This window comes from Fundidesulfovibrio soli (assembly GCF_022808695.1).
GTDB lineage: Bacteria > Desulfobacterota > Desulfovibrionia > Desulfovibrionales > Desulfovibrionaceae > Fundidesulfovibrio > Fundidesulfovibrio soli.
In genome coordinates, this window is sequence record NZ_JAKZKW010000005.1 from 39,555 (window position 1) to 56,845 (window position 17,291).

Annotated in this window: 12 protein-coding genes; 11 read left to right on the forward strand and 1 reads right to left on the reverse strand. The window is 69.9% G+C overall.

Annotated elements, in window-relative coordinates:
• Window positions 1-24: 24 nt before the first annotated feature.
• Window positions 25-1,275 carry a biotin--protein ligase gene (locus MLE18_RS07225; protein WP_243368761.1) on the reverse strand — a complete coding sequence of 417 codons (1,251 nt, stop codon included), beginning with the start codon at window positions 1,273-1,275 and terminating at the stop codon, window positions 25-27.
• Window positions 1,276-1,416: 141 nt separating this feature from the next.
• Between MLE18_RS07225 and MLE18_RS07230 the strand changes: the two genes are divergently transcribed.
• The 11 genes from MLE18_RS07230 to phoU all read left to right on the forward strand — a co-directional run bounded on the left by MLE18_RS07230 (window position 1,417) and on the right by phoU (window position 17,175).
• The gene (locus tag MLE18_RS07230; RefSeq protein ID WP_243368763.1) at window positions 1,417-4,080 is read left to right on the forward strand and encodes a valine--tRNA ligase; all 2,664 of its coding nucleotides are present in this window, start codon (window positions 1,417-1,419) and stop codon (window positions 4,078-4,080) included.
• Between the two features lie 139 nt (window positions 4,081-4,219).
• On the forward strand, window positions 4,220-5,488 hold the full coding sequence (gene hemL / locus MLE18_RS07235; RefSeq protein WP_243368765.1) for a glutamate-1-semialdehyde 2,1-aminomutase: 1,269 nt from the start codon (window positions 4,220-4,222) through the stop codon (window positions 5,486-5,488).
• Window positions 5,489-5,512: 24 nt separating this feature from the next.
• A complete protein-coding gene (locus MLE18_RS07240; RefSeq protein WP_243368767.1) occupies window positions 5,513-6,559 on the forward strand; it encodes a cobalt-precorrin 5A hydrolase in 1,047 nt (348 codons plus the stop codon).
• Complete coding sequence (gene cobJ / locus MLE18_RS07245) at window positions 6,556-7,323, forward strand: precorrin-3B C(17)-methyltransferase (protein ID WP_243368769.1); 768 nt, start codon at window positions 6,556-6,558, stop codon at window positions 7,321-7,323. Before MLE18_RS07240 ends, cobJ begins: the two co-directional genes overlap by 4 nt.
• A 142-nt stretch (window positions 7,324-7,465) precedes the next feature.
• Window positions 7,466-7,855, forward strand: coding sequence for a cytochrome c3 family protein (locus MLE18_RS07250; RefSeq protein ID WP_243368771.1), 390 nt, complete (start codon window positions 7,466-7,468; stop codon window positions 7,853-7,855).
• Between the two features lie 63 nt (window positions 7,856-7,918).
• The gene (locus MLE18_RS07255; RefSeq protein WP_243368773.1) at window positions 7,919-9,154 is read left to right on the forward strand and encodes a hypothetical protein; all 1,236 of its coding nucleotides are present in this window, start codon (window positions 7,919-7,921) and stop codon (window positions 9,152-9,154) included.
• A gap of 33 nt (window positions 9,155-9,187) precedes the next feature.
• Window positions 9,188-13,507, forward strand: a complete 4,320-nt coding sequence (locus MLE18_RS07260) for a BadF/BadG/BcrA/BcrD ATPase family protein (protein WP_243368775.1) — start codon at window positions 9,188-9,190, stop codon at window positions 13,505-13,507.
• A 140-nt stretch (window positions 13,508-13,647) separates the two neighbouring features.
• On the forward strand, window positions 13,648-14,331 hold the full coding sequence (locus tag MLE18_RS07265) for a response regulator (RefSeq protein WP_243368777.1): 684 nt from the start codon (window positions 13,648-13,650) through the stop codon (window positions 14,329-14,331).
• An 11-nt stretch (window positions 14,332-14,342) separates the two neighbouring features.
• A complete protein-coding gene (locus tag MLE18_RS07270) occupies window positions 14,343-15,710 on the forward strand; it encodes a sensor histidine kinase (RefSeq protein WP_243368779.1) in 1,368 nt (455 codons plus the stop codon).
• A 24-nt stretch (window positions 15,711-15,734) separates the two neighbouring features.
• Window positions 15,735-16,496 carry a phosphate ABC transporter ATP-binding protein PstB gene (gene pstB / locus MLE18_RS07275; protein WP_243368781.1) on the forward strand — a complete coding sequence of 254 codons (762 nt, stop codon included), beginning with the start codon at window positions 15,735-15,737 and terminating at the stop codon, window positions 16,494-16,496.
• 10 nt (window positions 16,497-16,506) lie between these two features.
• On the forward strand, window positions 16,507-17,175 hold the full coding sequence (gene phoU / locus MLE18_RS07280) for a phosphate signaling complex protein PhoU (RefSeq protein ID WP_243368784.1): 669 nt from the start codon (window positions 16,507-16,509) through the stop codon (window positions 17,173-17,175).
• Window positions 17,176-17,291 lie beyond the last annotated feature (116 nt).

Genomic DNA, 17,291 nt, shown 5'->3' on the forward strand with positions numbered 1-17,291 from the left:
GAGTAGGCCAGACCCCTCGGGAAGTCAAGCTGCGGGCCGTGTTTGCCCCTGGGTGAGGCAGATGCAGTCCTCCAGCACGGAGAGCACCCCGCCGCACAATCCGCCCGCCGTGCCCCCGGCTCCGGGCGGGGGGCCGAACAGGGTGAAGCGCGCTTCCTTGAGGCCGCGCTCGGGCACGGCTTCCGGGTCCACCCGCATGAGGCTGAGCGCCAGGCGCTCGGCCAGCAGGTAGCCCGAGAGCCCCTTGCCCAGCAGTTCCACGTGGCGGGCCAGGTCCTCCCGCTTGCGGTCCAGGTGCTTGAGCGACGCCTCCGAGGGGGTGAGCCGGCGGGCGTGGTCCAGCATGGCCAGGATGCCCGAAAGTTGCGCCCCTGGCAGGCCCTGCCGCCAGCCCAGCAGCCAGGGCTCGCGCCAGGCCAGCAGCCCGTGGGCGATGCCCAGCTCCACGACGCCCAGCATCAGCTCCATGGCCCTGGCCAGCAGGGGGTCGGCCCAGGCGGGCTCGCCCTCGCCGATGGTCCAGGCTGGGGCCGGATCGGAGGGCGCGGGCACGCCCGCCAACTCCGCCAGGATGTGCCCCAGCCAGAGGTTGGCCGCCGGGGACTGCGGCGTCTCCAGGTGGGCGTGGGAGAGCACGTAGCGCCCCTTGCCGAACTCCCCGGCCACGATGCAGGGGTCGCCCGGGGAGAAGGCCGGGGCCAGGCGCACGCCGTAGAGGGCCTCCCAGTCCTCCAGGGCCTGGCCGGGCACCAGGGAGAGCGGGATGTCCGCCATCATGAAGCCCGGGCCGGGGCGGCCATAGGCGGCCACCACGTCCACGCCCTGGCCGTGGGGCCGGAACGCGGCGGGCCACCAGACCGGGGCCAGGGGCTCGCGCAGCCCGGCGGGGGTGTAGGGCCCGGCCTGGGGCAGCAGCTCCACGTTGCCGGAGGCGAAGTGCTGCAGCCGGTGCTTGAATGGCTCGCGCGTCCAGGGGCACAGGGCCAGCCCGCCCGGCACCGTGAGGCCGAGGCCCGCGCCGCCGCAGATGCCCAGATAGCTGCCGCCGCCCCGCACGTAGTCGCGCACGGCCTCAAGCCCGGCCGGGCCCAGGCAGGCGGCCTTGCGGCTGGCGAAGCCGCCGGGCACGGCCAGCAGCGCCGGGGCCTCGCGCCGCAGGAGCCCCCGGGCCAGTTCGTGAGCGCGCACCAGGCGTGCGGGAAGCCCCCAGGCTTCGAGCGCCCGGATGAGCAGCACGCCCCAAAGGTGGGCTTCGTCCCAGAGCACGTGAATCATCGGCCCCTTGTGCCCCATCCGCCGGGCGGACACAACGCCGGAAAGTCCATTATCCCCGGGGGGAAGCGCACCCGGGGGGCGCGGTGATGACAACGGGGCGAAAAAAGAGTATTGCGCCGCGACCGAAAAGGAGCCGATTTCATGTCAGATACAACACTGGCCAAGGGCTACGAACCCGCCGACGTCGAAGCCCGCTGGCTTTCGTTCTGGGAAGAGTCCGGGGCCGGAACCGCCGATCCCGCCGCCGATGGCGATCCGTTCTCCATAGTCATCCCCCCGCCCAACGTCACCGGCACCCTGCACATGGGCCACGCCCTGAACCTTACCGTGCAGGACATCCTCTGCCGCCACATGCGCCAGTTGGGCCGCAAGGTGCTCTGGGTGCCCGGCACGGACCACGCGGGCATCGCCACCCAGAACGTGGTGGAGCGCGCACTGGCCAAGGAGGGCTCCTCCCGCCACGAGCTGGGCCGCGAGGCCTTTATCGAGCGCGTCTGGGAGTGGCGCAAGGAATACGGCGGCAAGATCCTCAACCAGATCAGGCGCATGGGTGCCAGCGTTGACTGGACCCGCGAGCGCTTCACCATGGACGAGGGCCTCTCCAAGGCCGTGCGTGAAGTCTTCGTGCGCCTCTATGAGGAAGGCCTGATCTACAAGGGCGACTACATCATCAACTGGTGCCCGCGCTGCCAGACCGCCCTGGCGGACCTGGAAGTGGAGCACAGCCCCAAGAAGGGCGCGCTCTACCAGCTGCGCTACGTGCTCGCCGACGGCTCGGGCGAGCTGATCGTGGCCACCACCCGCCCCGAGACGCTGCTGGGCGACACGGCCGTGGCCGTGCACCCCGAGGACGAGCGCTACGCCGCCTTCGTGGGCAAGATGGTCAAGCTGCCCCTGGTGGGCCGCGAGATCCCGGTGATCGCCGACGCCTACGTGGACCGCGAGTTCGGCACGGGCGCGCTCAAGGTCACCCCCGCCCACGACATGAACGACTTCGACCTGGGCCGCCGCCACAACCTGGAGATCCTCCAGGTCATGGACGGCGAGGGCAACATGAACGCCGCCGCCGGGGCCGCCTACCAGGGCATGAGCCGCGAGGCCTGCCGCAAGAAGGTGGTGGAGGACTTGAAGGAGCAGGGCCTGCTCGTCTCCGTGGAGGAGCACGACCACTCCGTGGGCGAGTGCTACCGCTGCAAGACCGTTGTCGAGCCCCACGTCTCCCCCCAGTGGTTCGTCAAGGCCGGGCCCCTGGCCGAGGTGGCCCGCGCCGCCGTGGAGACCGGGCGCACCCAGATCTACCCCGAACAGTGGACCACCACCTACTACCACTGGCTCGACAACATCCGCGACTGGTGCATCTCCCGCCAGATCTGGTGGGGGCACCGCATCCCGGCCTGGACCTGCGAGGCCTGCGGCAAGCTCGTCGTGGCCCGGCAGGACCCCGCCGCCTGCGACTGCGGCGGCCAGCTCCAGCAGGACCCGGACGTGCTCGACACCTGGTTCTCCTCCGCGCTGTGGCCCTTCTCCACCCTGGGCTGGCCGGACAAGACCCCTGAGCTCAAGGCCTTCTACCCCACCTCGGTGCTGGTCACGGCCTTCGACATCCTCTTCTTCTGGGTGGCCCGCATGATGATGATGGGCCTGCACTTCATGGACGAGGTGCCCTTCAGGCACGTGTACATCCACGCCCTGGTGCGCGACGCCGAGGGCAAGAAGATGTCCAAGTCCACGGGCAACGTCATCGACCCGCTGATCATGATCGACAAGTTCGGCACCGACGCCCTGCGCTTCACCCTCACGGCCTTCGCGGCCATGGGGCGCGACATCAAGCTCTCCGAGGAGCGCATCGAGGGCTACCGCCACTTCGTCAACAAGCTCTGGAACGCGGCCCGGTTCAGCCTGATGAACCTGCCCCAAGAAATGCCCGTGGAGCTGCCCAACGTCTCGCTGGACGGCGAGCTGCCCCTGCACCACGCCTGGATCCTCCACCGCCTGGAGGAGATGAAGCAGGCCACCAGCGCCGCTATCCAGGACTACCGCTTCAACGAGGCGGCCCAGGGGCTCTACTCCTTCCTGTGGCTGGAGTTCTGCGACTGGTACCTGGAGGCCGCCAAGTCCGACCTCTCGGGCGAGGACGAGGCCGCCAAGGCCCAGGCCCAGCAGTGCCTGTGGACCGTGCTCTCCGAACTGCTGGTGCTCCTGCACCCCGTCATGCCCTTCGTCACCCAGGAGATCTGGAGCCACCTGCCCGGCCACGCCCAGAAGGACATCTCCAAGGTGCCCTATCCCGCCGCGCGCCCCCAGCACGTGAAGCCCCAGGCCGTGGCCATGATGGGCCTCCTGCAGGAGGTGGTGGTCAGCGTGCGCAACATCCGCTCCGAGCTCTCCATCAGCCCGGCCCTCAAGCTGGACTGCCTGGTTCGCACCGCCGATACGGCCGACCTGGCCATGCTGCGCGACAACGAGCGCCTGATCATGCTGCTGGCGCGCCTGGCCAGCTTCACGGCCGGGCCGGACGTCACCGCGCCCAAGGCCTCGGCCAGCGCGGCCGCGGGCGGCAACGCCGTGTTCGTGCCCCTGGCCGGAGCCGTGGACTTCGACGCGGAGCTGGCCCGCCTGAACAAGGAGCTGGCCAAGACCTCCAAGGAGGCCGAGATCGTGGCCCGCAAGCTGGCCAACGAGGACTTCACCGCCAAGGCCCCCGCCGAGGTGGTGGCCAAGGAGCGCGAGAAGGACGAGATGCTGCGCGGCAAGGTGGCGAAGCTGGAGGAGCTCAAGGGCAGGATCGAGACGCTCAAGAGCTAGCCGGACACCCGACGGAAATGAAGACGGCCCCGCGCGCCTGTGATGGCGCGCAGGGCCTTACTGTATCCTCCCCACTTGCCCGCGCAAGCCCGCGAGGGTATGCACGTCTCTTCCCGAAACAGCATACCGGAGAACCGCCATGTCCCTCTCTTCCGAGCTTTACGCCAAAGCCCAGGCCGTCATCCCCGGCGGGGTCAACTCGCCCATCCGCGCCTGCAAGGCCGTGGAGTGCGAACCCCTGTTCATCGCCAAGGCCCACGGCTCCACCATCACGGACGTGGACGGCAAGGATTACGTGGACTACGTGATGAGCTGGGGCCCCATGCTGCTTGGCCACGCAGACCCCGTGGTGCACAAGGCCGCCCGCGAGGCCCTGGAGAACGGCTCCAGCTTCGGCGCGCCCTGCCCAGCCGAGGTGGACCTGGCCCTCAAGATCACCCAATTGATGCCCTCGGTGGAGATGGTGCGCATGGTCAACTCCGGCACAGAGGCCACCATGAGCGCCCTGCGCCTGGCGCGCGGCTTCACCGGGCGCGACCACGTGATCAAGTTCGACGGCTGCTACCACGGCCACGCCGACGCATTCCTTGCCGCCGCCGGCTCCGGCGTGGCGGTGCAGGCCGCCCCCGGCACCCCGGGCGTGCCCGCCGCCACCGTGGCCCACACCATCGTGCTGCCCTACAACGACCTGGAGGCCGTGAAGGCCGCCTTCAAGGAGAAGGGCAAGGACATCGCCGCCATCATCGTGGAGCCCGCCCCGGGCAACATGGGCCTGGTGATCCCCAAGCCCGGCTACCTGGAGGGCCTGCGCGCCGTGTGCGACGAGTACGGCGCGCTGCTGATCTTCGACGAGGTCATCACCGGCTTCCGCTGGGGCATCGGCGGGGCCCAGGCCCGCTACGGCGTGCGCCCGGACCTGACCACCCTGGGCAAGATCATCGGCGCTGGCTTCCCCGTGGGAGCCTACGGCGGGCGCCGCGACGTGATGGAGAAGCTCTCCCCCTGCGGCCCGGTGTTCCAGGCCGGCACCCTCTCGGGCAACCCCGTGGCCATGGCCGCCGGGCTGGCTAACCTGTTGGAGCTGGAAAAGCGCGACTACGCCGCCCTAGAGGCCCGCACCGCCGAACTGGCCAAGGAGTTCGCGGCCATCGTGCGATCCAAGGGCGTGCCCGTGCAGCTCAACCAGACCGCCTCGGCCTTCACTATGTACTTCACCGAGACCCCTGTGACCGACATGGCCTCGGCCCGCACCTCCAACGGCAAGACCTACACGGCCATCTACCAGCAGATGCGCGCCCAGGGCGTGTACCTGGCCTCGCTGGGCTACGAGTGCTCGTTCACCTCCTTCGCGCACACCGAGGCCGATTACGAGGCCACGCTCAAGGCCGCCAAGACCCTGTCGCTCTAGGCGTTCGATCCCAGGAGGCCGGGGGTGAGCAAGGGCACGGCGGTATACGCGCTCACGCAGCAGGGCGCGGCGCTGGCGGGGCGGCTGGCCCGCGAACTCGGCGGGGAGCTGTTCCTGCCGGAGCGCATGGCGGCGGATGCCCAGGGTGCGCATGGCTTCGCCTCGCTCACGGAGCTGGTTGGGGAAAACTTCCATAAGTATGCGCCCCACGTGTTCGTGGCGGCCTGCGGCATCGTGGTCCGGGCCATCGCCCCGCACCTGCGCGGCAAGGACATCGACCCCGCCGTGGTGGTGCTGGACCAGAACGGACGCCACGCCGTGAGCTTGCTCTCCGGCCACCTGGGTGGCGCCAACGACCTGGCCCGCGAGGTGGCGCTGCTCTGCGGCGGCGAGGCCGTGATCACCACGGCCACGGACTGCGCGGGCTTGCCCTCCCTGGACGTGCTGGCCCGCGACAGCGGCCTGGCCATCGAGAATGTGGCTGCCGTCAAGGCAGTGAACGCGGCCCTGCTGGAGGGGCGCACGGTGCAGCTCTTCGACCCGCAGGGCTGGCTTGCCGTACCGGGCGAGCATGCCGGGCTGTTCGAGTGGCTGGCAGCGCCCCACCTGTTGGACCCGGAGAGGCCCTGCGTGCTGGTGGACTGGCGCGCTGGCGGAGCCGGTCCGGGCTGCCTGGCCTTGCGGCCCAAGGCGGTCGTCGCGGGGGTGGGCTGCCGCAAGGGCACGCCCGGGACGGAGATCGTGGATGCGCTGGCCCAGGCCTGCGCGGCGCGGGGCGTGGCCCTGGGCAGCGTGGGCGTGCTGGCCAGCATCGAGGCCAAGCGCGGCGAGCCCGGGCTGGCCGAGGCCGCCCGTGAGCTGGGCGCGGAGCTGATATTTTTCCAGGCCGGGGATCTGGCCGGGGTGGCCGTGCCCAACCCCTCGCCCATGCCCCTCAAACATGTCGGAGTGGAGAGCGTATGCGAGGCAGCCGCGATGCTTGCGGCCGGGACGGCGAAACTGCTGGCCCCCAAGAGAAAGACGCCCACGGTCACCGTGGCGCTGGCCCTGAGTCCGGGGCGGAAGGCATGAAGCCCGGTCGCCTGAGCGTGGTGGGCCTGGGCCCCGGCGACGCGGCCCTGCTTTCCCCGCTGGCGGCCGAGGCGCTGGAGCGCGCCGCCGTGGTGGTTGGCTACGGAACCTATCTGGACCTGATCGACCCTGAGCTGCTGGCCAGCAAGGCCGTGGTCTCCACGGGCATGATGGGCGAGGTGCAGCGCTGCGCCAAGGCCATAGACCAGGCCATGGCCGGTGAGGACACGGTGGTGGTCTCCAGCGGGGACGCCGGGGTCTACGGCATGGCCGGCCTGGTGCTCGAACTCCTGGAGGCCCGGGGCCTGCTGGACTCGGTGGAGTTCCAGGTGGTGCCGGGCATCCCCGCGGTGATCGGCGCGGCGGCCATCCTGGGCGCTCCCTTGACCCACGACTTCGCCTGCGTGAGCCTGAGCGACCTGCTCACCCCCTGGGAGCTCATAGAGAAGCGCCTGGACGCGGCCGCATCGGCTGATTTCGTCATCGCGCTGTACAATCCCCGCTCCAAGAGGCGCAGCGGCCAACTGGCCCGGGCGCTGGAGATCATCGGCCGCCACGCCTCCCCGCAGACCCCGGCGGGCCTGGTTCGCAACGCCTGGCGCGAGGGGCAGAGCGCCCTGCTGACCACGCTCGGGCTGATGGACCCCGAGGCCGCGGACATGCTCAGCATCGTGGTGGTGGGCAATTCCCAGACGCGCGTTGCGGGCGGGCGGATGCTCACTCCGCGAGGATATGCCGGGAAATACTCTCTGGGCGGGAGTTGAGGCGCTCCAGTGTTGTTTCAAGAGTGCAGATTTCTCGTAACGCGCCTTGACACGGGCTTGCATCTAAAAGTAAACCCTATGTGAATTTTTTCATTCAACTTTTTGGTGAGGAGGTGGAAGGATGAGGAAACCGTTATTTGTCATGTTGGTGTGCGCCGCCCTGGTCGGCGTGTTCTGTCTGCCCGCTCTGTGGGCCGTGGAAGCCCCCAAGGACATGGTCCTGAAGATGCCCGAGGGCACCATGACCAAGGCCCCTGTGAAGTTCGCCCACGCTGGCGCCGGTCACAAGGCCCTGGACTGCAAGGCCTGCCATCACAACTGGGACGGCAAGTCCGACAAGGGCTTCAAGTGCTCGGACAAGGGCTGCCACGACATCTTCGACCCGGCCAACAAGTCTGACGTGAAGAGCTTCTACAAGGCTTTCCACGACATGAACTCCGCCAAGAGCTGCCTGGGCTGCCACAAGAAGGCCAAGGCCGACGGCAAGAACGCGCCGATCGCCTGTAACGCCTGCCATCCCGCTGCTCAGTAGCGACTAACCCCGGCGCGGGCGGCTTGTCCGTCCGCGCCGGATTTTTCCCGCCTGGAGGGTCCCGTGGCCAACGCACCCGAAGACATCATCGAGTTGACCGACATCATCGAACGCGGGCCGGGAGCACCCAAAACCGACGCCTCCGGTTCCGGGGGCGATCTGAACTTCGAGCGCGAGCTGGAAGACCTTTTTTCCGACACCAACGAGGCGGTTGGCGCGAAGGCGTCAGACTCCATGCCCGGCTTCGACGGGCTGGACCTGCCCGATGAAACCGGCGCCGCAGGCGCGCCCGGCGATGACATCGACCTGGACGGCCTGGACGCCCTGCTGGCCGAGGCGGGCAAGTCCTCCTCTACCGCCGCCAAACTCGAAATCCCCGACGACTTCATGGACATGGCCCTGGCCGCGCAGGCCCCCGAGCCCGCCCCGAAAGCGGCTGCGCCCGCATCGGCCGCCGCCTCCGAAGAGACCGCGCTGGCCCTGGAGGCCCTGACCGCCCGCCTGGACACCCTTGAGGCCAAATTTTCCGGCCTTGGCGAGACCCTCGCCCAGACCTTCATGCCCATGGTGGACGAGGCCCTGGCCGGGTTCAAGGCCGAGCTGCCCCCCGCCCCCGATGCCGAGGAGCTGCGCTCCGGGCTTGAGGCGTCCCTCGACGAGCGCCTGGAGTCCCTGAAGCAGGAGCTGGCGCCCGCCTCCGAAGCCGAGCCGTTCGACGCGGCCGCCCTGCTGGCCGACGTGGACGCCCGCCTGGAGTCCCTGAAGTCCGAGATCTCCGAGGCCGCCGCCTCGTCCGAACCCGTCGCCCCCGTGGACCCCGCTCCCCTTGTGGCGGAGCTGGGCGAACGCCTGGAAGCCGACATCGCGGCCTTGAGCGGGCGCATCGAGGAGCTCTCCGGCGCGCAGCCCGCCGCCGGGCCAGCCGACCAGACGGACCTGCTGGCCGAGGTGGACGCCCGGCTGGAGGTCTTCAAGGCCGAAGCCGCATCCCAGGCCGACGCCCTGGGCGAGCGCCTGAGCGCCGAGCTGGACGAGATTCGCCAGGGCCTTGCCGCCCTGGAGGCCCGCATCGCCGAACTGGAGGCCGCTCCCGCGCCTGCGCCCTTCCCGGAAATATCCGGGGATGAAGTTCCAGCCCCCGAATCCGCAGGGCCCGATCTATCCAACCTGGTGACCCAGGAGGCACTGGACGCCCTGCGCCAGGAGCTTCTGGCCGAGATCAGCCGCACCGTGCCCGCCGCCGCCGCCCAGATCATCCGCGAGGAGATCAGGGCCCTCGTGCAGGAAATGGGCGAATAGGGACGCAGACCCGGTCTTTCCCGGAATCCGTTCATGCCAAGCGCCCCCCGGGACGCCATCGGCCTCTGTCTTGGGGCCTCCTCCATATCCTTCGCCCAGGTGCGTCGTGAGGCAGGCGTGGTCCGCCTCACGCGGGGCGGTTCCGTGCCCCACAACGGCGATCCCGCCCGGACGCTCCTTTCCGTCCTCGAATCCATTCCCGATTGGCGCCAGCTGCCGTTGGCGGCCACCGGCAGGCGGCTGCGCTCCATGGTGGCCCTGCCTTCGCTCAGCGAGCCCGAGGCCGTGGAGCTGGCCGCCGCGCACGCCCTTGGCGGTGCCGGGGCCGTCACGGTGCTCAGCGTGGGCGGCGAGACGTTCATGGCCTACGGCCTGGACGCCCACGGCAGGGTGCGCTCCATCCAATCAGGCAACAAGTGCGCCTCGGGCACGGGGGAGTTCCTGCTCCAGCAGCTGGGGCGCATGGGCCTGGCCGTGGAGGACCTCTCCGGCATGGACCACGCGGCCGAACCGCACGCGGTCTCCGGCCGCTGCTCCGTGTTCTGCAAATCGGACTGCACCCATGCCCTGAACAAGGGCGCGCCCCGGCAGGAGGTGGTGGCCGGGCTTGGGCGCATGATGGCCGGGAAGTGCCTGGAGCTGCTCACGCGCATGTCCGTGGAGCGCGTGCTGCTGGCGGGCGGCTGCGCCGCGAACCCCTATCTGCTGCGCTTCCTGCGCCGGGAGCTGCCCGGGCTGGAGGCCCCCGGGAACGCGGCCTGGTTCGAGGCCACGGGCGCGGCCCTTTGGGCTTTGGACCACGCTGGGCCGGTGGGCGGCGCGGAGGTGTTCGCCCCGCGCGCCGGAAGCTTCGTCCGGTTCGGGCCGCTGTCCGAAGCGTTGGGCCTGGTGGAGTTCAAGGAGCACCCCAGGGGCCAGGCGCGGGAGGGCGACGTGGTGCTCGTGGGCCTGGACGTGGGGTCCACCACCACCAAGGGGGTGGTGGTGCGCCGCGGCGACCGGGCGGTGCTGGCCGGGGAGTACCTGCGCACCGAGGGCGACCCCGTGGGGGCCTCCCGGCGCGTCTACGCCAGCCTCGCCGCGCAGCTGGGCGCGCCGGTGCGCATCGTGGGCCTGGGGGTCACGGGCTCGGGGCGGGCCATCGCGGCCCTGCACGCCTCGGCCACGGCTGCCATCAACGAGATCGTGGCCCACGCCGCCGCGGCCCTGCACTACGACCCCGCCGTGGACACCATTTTCGAGATCGGCGGGCAGGACGCCAAGTACACCAGCCTGAGCGCCGGGCAGCCCTGCGACTCCGCCATGAACGAGGCCTGCAGCGCGGGCACCGGCTCCTTCCTGGAGGAGTCCGCCCGGGAGTCGCTGGGCGTTCCCACGGACGCCATCGCGGAGCTGGCCCTGGCCGCCGGGAGCACCCCCAACTTCAACGACCAGTGCGCGGCCTTCATCGGCTCGGACATCAAGCTGGCCGTGCAGGAGGGCCTGCCCCTGGAGGACATCCTGGCCGGGCTGGTGCACTCCGTGTGCCTGAACTACGTGAGCCGGGTCATGGGCAGCCGCCCCGTGGGGGAGCGCGTGTTCATGCAGGGCGGGGTCTGCTACAACCGGGCCGTGCCCGCGGCCATGGCCATGCTCACGGGCAAGCGCGTCGTCGTGCCGCCCGATCCCGGGCTCATGGGCGCGCTGGGCGTGGCCCTGGAGGTTGACCAGCGCATCGCCCGGGGCGTGCTGGCCGAAGGGTCGTTCGATCTGGACGAACTGGCCGGGCGGGAGGCCCGCCAGCGCGAGCCCTTCACCTGCCGGGGCGGCAAGGGCGGCCAGCACGGGTGCGACAGGGGCTGCCGCATCGCCCGCATCGAGGTGGGCGGGACGGTGCATCCCTTCGGCGGCATCTGCAACCGCTTCGAGAACCTGCGCCAGGGCCGCTCGCCGGACGCCGCCGCGCTGGACCTGGTCATGGCCAGGCACCGCCGCGTCTTCAGGGACCTGGAGCCGTCCGCGCAAGACGGCCAGCCGGACAATCGCCCCAAGGTGGGGCTCAACCGCTCCTATCTGGTGAACACCTTTTTCCCGCTGTTCGACGCCTTCTTCAAGGAGCTGGGCTACGGGGTGCTCCTGCCGGAGCGGGCCGACCCCGAAGGCGTGAAGCGTCGGGGCGCGGCCCTGTGCTACCCGGGCGAACTGGCCCACGGCTTCCTGGCCGACCTGCTGGCCCGCAGGCCGGAGGCCGTGTTCCTGCCGCACATCAGCGGCGTGCCGGGCGAACCGGGTCAGGCCACGTCCTGCACCTGCGTGCTGCTGCAGGGCGAGCCGTTCTACCTGCGCAGCGCCTTCGGGGAGCTGGCCGCCTACGGCCCCAGGCTGCTGCGCCCCACGCTGGACTTCACGCGCGGCCTTGAGGCGGCCGAAAAGGCCATGCTGGGGGCCGCCCGGGACCTGGGCGCGGACGCCCGCGCGGCGCGCCGGGCCTTCGCCGCCGGGGTGGATGCGCAGCGAGCCTGCCGGGCGGACCTGGAGGCCCTGGGCCGCGAGGCCCTGGAACGGTTGGCCCAGGGCGACGGCGCGGTGCCCGGGGTGGTGCTCTTCGGCCGGGCCTACAACGCCTTCGCGCCCGAGGCCAACAAGGCCGTGCCCGAGAAGCTGGCCACGCGCGGGGCCATGGTCATCCCCTGCGACATCCTGCCCCTGCCCCGGGACCTGCGTCCCGAGCGGGCCGTGTACTGGGGCCAGGGCCGGGTCATCCTCCAGGCGGCCCAGGCCGTGAGCCGCCACCCGGACCTCTACGGAGCCTACGTCACCAACTTCTCCTGCGGTCCGGACTCCTTCCTGCTGGGCTACTTCCGCGACGAGATGGGCACAAAGCCGTCCCTGACCCTGGAGCTGGACAGCCACACGGCGGACGCGGGCCTGGAGACGCGGCTGGAGGCCTTTCTGGACATCGCCGGGAGCCACAGGCGCGGCACCCAGGCCGGAGGGCATGGAGCCGGGAGGGTCGGCGCAGCGCCGCGCTCCGCGCCCATCTCCACTCCGAAATCGGGCTGCGTGCTGGAGTCCAGCAACGGGCGGCCCGGCGTGGTGGATTCCGGGGGGCGCTGGCTGCCCCTGACCCACGAGCGCGTCCGCCTGGCCCTGCCCAGCATGAACCCCTACGGCACAGCCCTGGCCGCCCGGGCGCTGGAGGGGATGGGCATTCGCTGCGTGGGCCTGCCCCCCGCGGACGAGGAGGCCCTCAAGCGCGGGCGCGGCAACTCCTCCTGCAAGGAGTGCCTGCCCCTGCAGCTCACGGTGGGCACCCTGCTGGACTATCTGGAAAAGCGCCCCGAAGACGAGGTCACGGCCTATTTCATGCCCGGGGCCCAGGGGCCATGCCGCTTCGGGCAGTACAACGAGTTCACCGCCAGGATGCTGGCCAAGCGAAACATTCCCGACGCCGTGGTGCTCACCCCCCTGGCGGACACGGGCTACGCAGGGCTCTCAAACAGCGCCACCCTAGGCATCTGGCGGGGCCTTGTGCTGGGCGACTTCGTGGACGAGATGCGGGCCGTGCTCCTGGCCGCCGCCACGGATCCTCGGGAGGCCGAGGCCGAGCTTCAACAGGAGCTCGGCACCATGCTCCAGGCCATGGGCCTGCCATGGAAGCGCGCCCTGGCCCGCCTGGGCGAAAGCGCCCGCCGCCTGGCGCGCATCCCCCTGCGCCTGCCCGCGATGGAGACCCCGACCGTCTCGCTGCTGGGCGAAATCTTCGTGCGCAACGACCCCATCTCCCGGCAGCGGCTGGTGGAGCGGTTGGCGGAAAAGGGCGTCGCGGCGCGCACCGCCCCGGTGCACGAGTGGGTCTTCTATACGGACTGGCTCCAGAACGAGGGGCACACCACGCCCCCCGGCTTGGGCGGGCGCATCCGCCAGTGGGTGAAGCGCAGGGCCTACCGCCAGATCCGCGCCGCGCTCGCGCCTTCAGGGCTGGTGCGGGGCCACACGCCCGACATCCCGGCCCTGGTCCGCGCCGGGCGGCGCTTCCTCACGCCCGCGCTCACCGGCGAGGCCATCCTCACCGTGGGCGGGGCCTTCCACGAGATGCTGGCCCCTGCCTGCGGGGTGGTCTCCATCGGGCCGTTCGGGTGCATGCCCGCGCGCCTGAGCGAGGCCCTGCTGGCCGACGCCTTCAACACCGGCACCCTGGCTGAACTGTACCCGGAGCGGGTCCGCGCCCTGCCCGAAAGCGAACGCGGCAGCCTGCCCTTCCTGGCGCTGGAGACCGACGGCAACCCCTTCCCCCAGCTCATCGAGGCCCGCTTGGAGGCCTTCTGCCTGCAGGCGCTCAGGCTGCACGAAGCCGCCCTGAAGCGCCCGTGACGCGCTCCGTAACACGCCCGTAACAACCGCCCATCCGGCCGTCCTTGCGCTTTGCCGGGGGAAATGTCACCAGATCGGCACATTGTCATCACGGCTCCGTCACGGCGCCGTGATGTATGGCCCCAGCGGAGGGTATGGCAATGACCAAGGAAAGCGTGCTGCTGGTGGAAGACGACGAGGACATCCTCCAGTTGCTTGAATACAATTTTCAGAACGCCGGGTTCGCCGTGACGACATCGCGCGACGGGCTGGACGCCCTGGCGCGCATCCGCCGCCAGCGCCCGGACCTGGTCCTGTTGGATATCATGCTGCCCGGGGCCGACGGCTTCGAGGTCTGCCGCAGCATCAAGCGCGACCCCAAGACCGCCCAGGTGCCCGTGATCATGCTCACGGCCAGGGGCGAAGAGGTGGACCGCATCGTGGGCCTGGAGCTGGGCGCGGACGACTACGTGGTCAAGCCCTTCAGCCCCAGGGAGCTCATCCTGCGGGCCAGGGCCGTGCTCAAGCGCCTGAGCCCCGAGGCTCCGGCCAAACAGGTGCTGCGCAAGGACGGCCTCAGCGTGGACATGGACGCCCACCGCGCCGAGGCCCAGGGCCAGGAGATCCAGCTCACGGCCACCGAGTTCAAGCTGCTGGCCGAACTCTTCAAGAGCCAGGGCCGCGTGCTCACGCGCGACCAGTTGCTCAACACCGTCTGGGGCTACGAATTCGAGGGCTACGCCCGCACCGTGGACACCCATGTGCGCCGCCTGCGCCAGAAGCTGGGCCATTATTCCGAAATGATCGAGACCGTGCGCGGCGTGGGCTACCGCTTCAAGGAGTAGGGGCCAGGATCATGCTCTCCTACGGAATGCGGCTTTTCTCCTCCCACCTGGCGGCCTGCGGACTGGGCCTGTGGGTCTACGCCGAGATGGCGGACCAGCGCACGGGCCTGGCCCTGGCAGTGGCCGTCTGCGTGCTGGTGGCCGCCATATCGAGCTACGCGGTCACGCGCCGCCACGCCCGCTTCATTCGCCAGTGCGCCGGGGTGCTTGGGGCCGTGGCCGAAGGCGACTACGGCCGCAGGCTCTGGCCCGAGTCCGGCCTGGCCCTGGAGGAGCTCGCCCAGAGCGTGAACGCCATGGCCAGCGGCATCGAGGCCCAGGTGACTGCCCTGGCGGCGGACAAGGCCCGCATCGAGGCCGTGCTGGAGGGCATGCGCGAGGGCCTGATGGTGCTCAGCGAGGAAGGCCGCATCGTCATGACCAACAAGGCCCTGGAAGACATCTTCCCCCAGGCGGCCGGGGCGGTGGGCAGGCTGCCCATCGAGGCCGTGCCCTGCCCTGAACTCCAGAACGCCGCCGAAACGGTGCTCAACTGGCAAGACGCGCAGCGCCCCGCCGTGGTTTCCGTGCAGATCGAACCCATGCACGACAGATTCTTCGACGTGAGCCTGGTGCGCCCGGTGCGCCGCCACCCCGGCCTGGGCGCGGTGCTCGTGTTCCACGACCTCACCGAATTCAGGCGGCTGGACAAGGTCCGGCGGGATTTCGTGGCCAACGTCTCCCATGAGCTGCGCACGCCCCTGACCTCCATCAAGGGCTACGCCGAGACCCTGCTGGGCGAGCGGCAGTTCCTGGAGGGCCAGGGCAAGCGCTTCCTGGACGTGATCCTCAAGAACGCCAACCACATGTCCAAGATGGTGGAGGAGCTCCTGAGCCTGGCGCGCATCGAGAACGACCGCCAGGCCCCGGTGAAGGCCCAGGTGTTGGCCGGGGAGGCCCTGCGCGCGGCCCTGCGCGAGTGCGCGGCCCTCTCGCGGGAGCGCTCCGTCACCGTGGAGAGCCGCCTGCCCGAGGAGGACGTGGTCGTCCCGGCGGATTTCGGGCCGCTTACGCAGGTGTTCCGCAACCTGTTGGAGAACGCCCTGAAGTACGGCCCGGCGGGCTCCGTGGTGAGCGTGTCCCACAGCGCCGGCATCGGGGAGGTCACCTTCCGCGTGGAGGACATGGGGCCCGGCGTGCCCGAGGCCGAGCGCCAGAGGGTTTTCGAGAGATTCTACCGCGTGGACAGGCCGCGCATGAAGAGCGAGGGGGGCACGGGCCTGGGCCTGGCCATCGCGAAGCACATCGTGGAGCGCCACGGGGGCAGGATCTGGGTTGAGCAGGCCCGCGACCGGATGACCGGAGCCGCCTTCTGCTTCAGCCTGCCCGATGCCTCATAATCGAGTCGTGAACAAGGATCGCAAATGACAACGCCACTTAAAATGTCCGCCAGAAACCTGGACTTCTACTACGGGGACTTCAAGGCCCTGCACTCCGTGGACCTGGACGTGCGCACCAACGAGGTCACCGCGCTGATCGGGCCGTCGGGCTGCGGCAAGTCCACCTTCCTGCGCTGCCTCAACCGCATGAACGACCTCATCGACATCGCGCGTGTCGAAGGCGAGTTGCTTCTGGACGGGCAGGACATATACAAGGGCGGGATGGACGTTGTGGAGCTGCGCCGCCGCGTGGGCATGGTCTTCCAGAAGCCCAACCCCTTCCCCAAGACCATCTTCGAGAACGTGGCCTACGGCCTGCGCGTCAACGGGTCCACGGACAACGCCTTCATCGCCGGGCAGGTGGAGAAGAGCCTCAAGCAGGCCGCGCTCTGGAGCGAAGTGAAGGACCGCCTGCACTCGAACGCCCTGGGCCTCTCCGGCGGTCAGCAGCAGCGCCTGTGCATCGCCCGGGCCCTGGCGGTGGAGCCCGAGATCCTGCTCATGGACGAGCCGGCCTCCGCGCTGGACCCCATCGCCACCCAGAAGATCGAGGAGCTCATCCACGAGCTCAAGGAAGACCTGACCATCATCATCGTCACCCACTCCATGCAGCAGGCCGCGCGCGTCTCGGACATGACGGCCTTCTTCTACATGGGCAAGCTCATCGAAATGGACCAGACCGAGACGATCTTCACCCGTCCGGCCAACAAGCAAACCGAAGACTACATCACCGGCCGCTTCGGCTAGGAGGGGACCCATGGACCAGCGTTTTCAGAAGGAAATGGAGCAGCTCAAGGTCAAGGTTCTCCAGATGGCCGCCTACACGGACCGCGCCCTGGAGCGCGCCCTGGCGGCCATCGCCAACCGCGACGCGGAGCTGGCCCGACAGGTCATCGACTCCGACCGGGAGATCAACGCCATGGAGTGCGAGGTGGACAACCTCTCCCTGCGCCTGCTGGCCTTGGACCAGCCCGTGGCCATGGACCTGCGCCTCATCGTCTCCAGCATGCGCATGGTGGTCGACCTGGAGCGCATCGGCGACGAGGCCGTGAACATCGCCGAGCAGGCGGTGCTGCTCTCCCAGCTGCCCACCTTGAGCCACCAGCCGGACCTGAACGCCCTTGGCGCCCAGGTCACGGACATGTACCGCCTCGCGGTGCGCTCCTTCCGCGACCAGGACCCGGAGCTGGCCCGCCAGGTCTGCGCCGCGGACTCCGTGGCCGACGACCTGAACATGAAGGTGCTCAAGCAGTGCATGGACTCCGGATCGGAAGAGGGAACCCTGAGCGGGCTGGACCGCGCCATCCGCACGGTGATCGTGGCCCGCGCCATGGAGCGCGTCGGCGACCTCTCCACCAACATCGCCGAGGGCTCCATCTTCGTGGTCAAGGGCGTCTCCGTGAAGCACCACTGCCAGCCGTTTTAAGCCGATCACGGCGCATTAAAATTAAGGCCGCCGGGACAGGCAACTGTCCCGGCGGCCTTTTCATGGCGCAAACCGCACACGCGGCGAAGCGGCTTCCGGCGGAAGGGGAGCGCGCG

Excerpts from the sequence above, each read along its gene's own strand:
- MLE18_RS07270 (WP_243368779.1), top strand. The coding sequence starts at position 14,343 with ATGCTCTCCTACGGAATGCGGCTTTTCTCCTCCCACCTGGCGGCCTGC.
- MLE18_RS07265 (WP_243368777.1), top strand. The coding sequence starts at position 13,648 with ATGACCAAGGAAAGCGTGCTGCTGGTGGAAGACGACGAGGACATCCTC.
- MLE18_RS07225 (WP_243368761.1), bottom strand. The coding sequence starts at position 1,275 with ATGATTCACGTGCTCTGGGACGAAGCCCACCTTTGGGGCGTGCTGCTC.
- MLE18_RS07250 (WP_243368771.1), top strand. The coding sequence starts at position 7,466 with ATGTTGGTGTGCGCCGCCCTGGTCGGCGTGTTCTGTCTGCCCGCTCTG.
- pstB (WP_243368781.1), top strand. The coding sequence starts at position 15,735 with ATGACAACGCCACTTAAAATGTCCGCCAGAAACCTGGACTTCTACTAC.
- MLE18_RS07230 (WP_243368763.1), top strand. The coding sequence starts at position 1,417 with ATGTCAGATACAACACTGGCCAAGGGCTACGAACCCGCCGACGTCGAA.
- cobJ (WP_243368769.1), top strand. The coding sequence starts at position 6,556 with ATGAAGCCCGGTCGCCTGAGCGTGGTGGGCCTGGGCCCCGGCGACGCG.
- phoU (WP_243368784.1), top strand. The coding sequence starts at position 16,507 with ATGGACCAGCGTTTTCAGAAGGAAATGGAGCAGCTCAAGGTCAAGGTT.
- MLE18_RS07260 (WP_243368775.1), top strand. The coding sequence starts at position 9,188 with ATGCCAAGCGCCCCCCGGGACGCCATCGGCCTCTGTCTTGGGGCCTCC.
- hemL (WP_243368765.1), top strand. The coding sequence starts at position 4,220 with ATGTCCCTCTCTTCCGAGCTTTACGCCAAAGCCCAGGCCGTCATCCCC.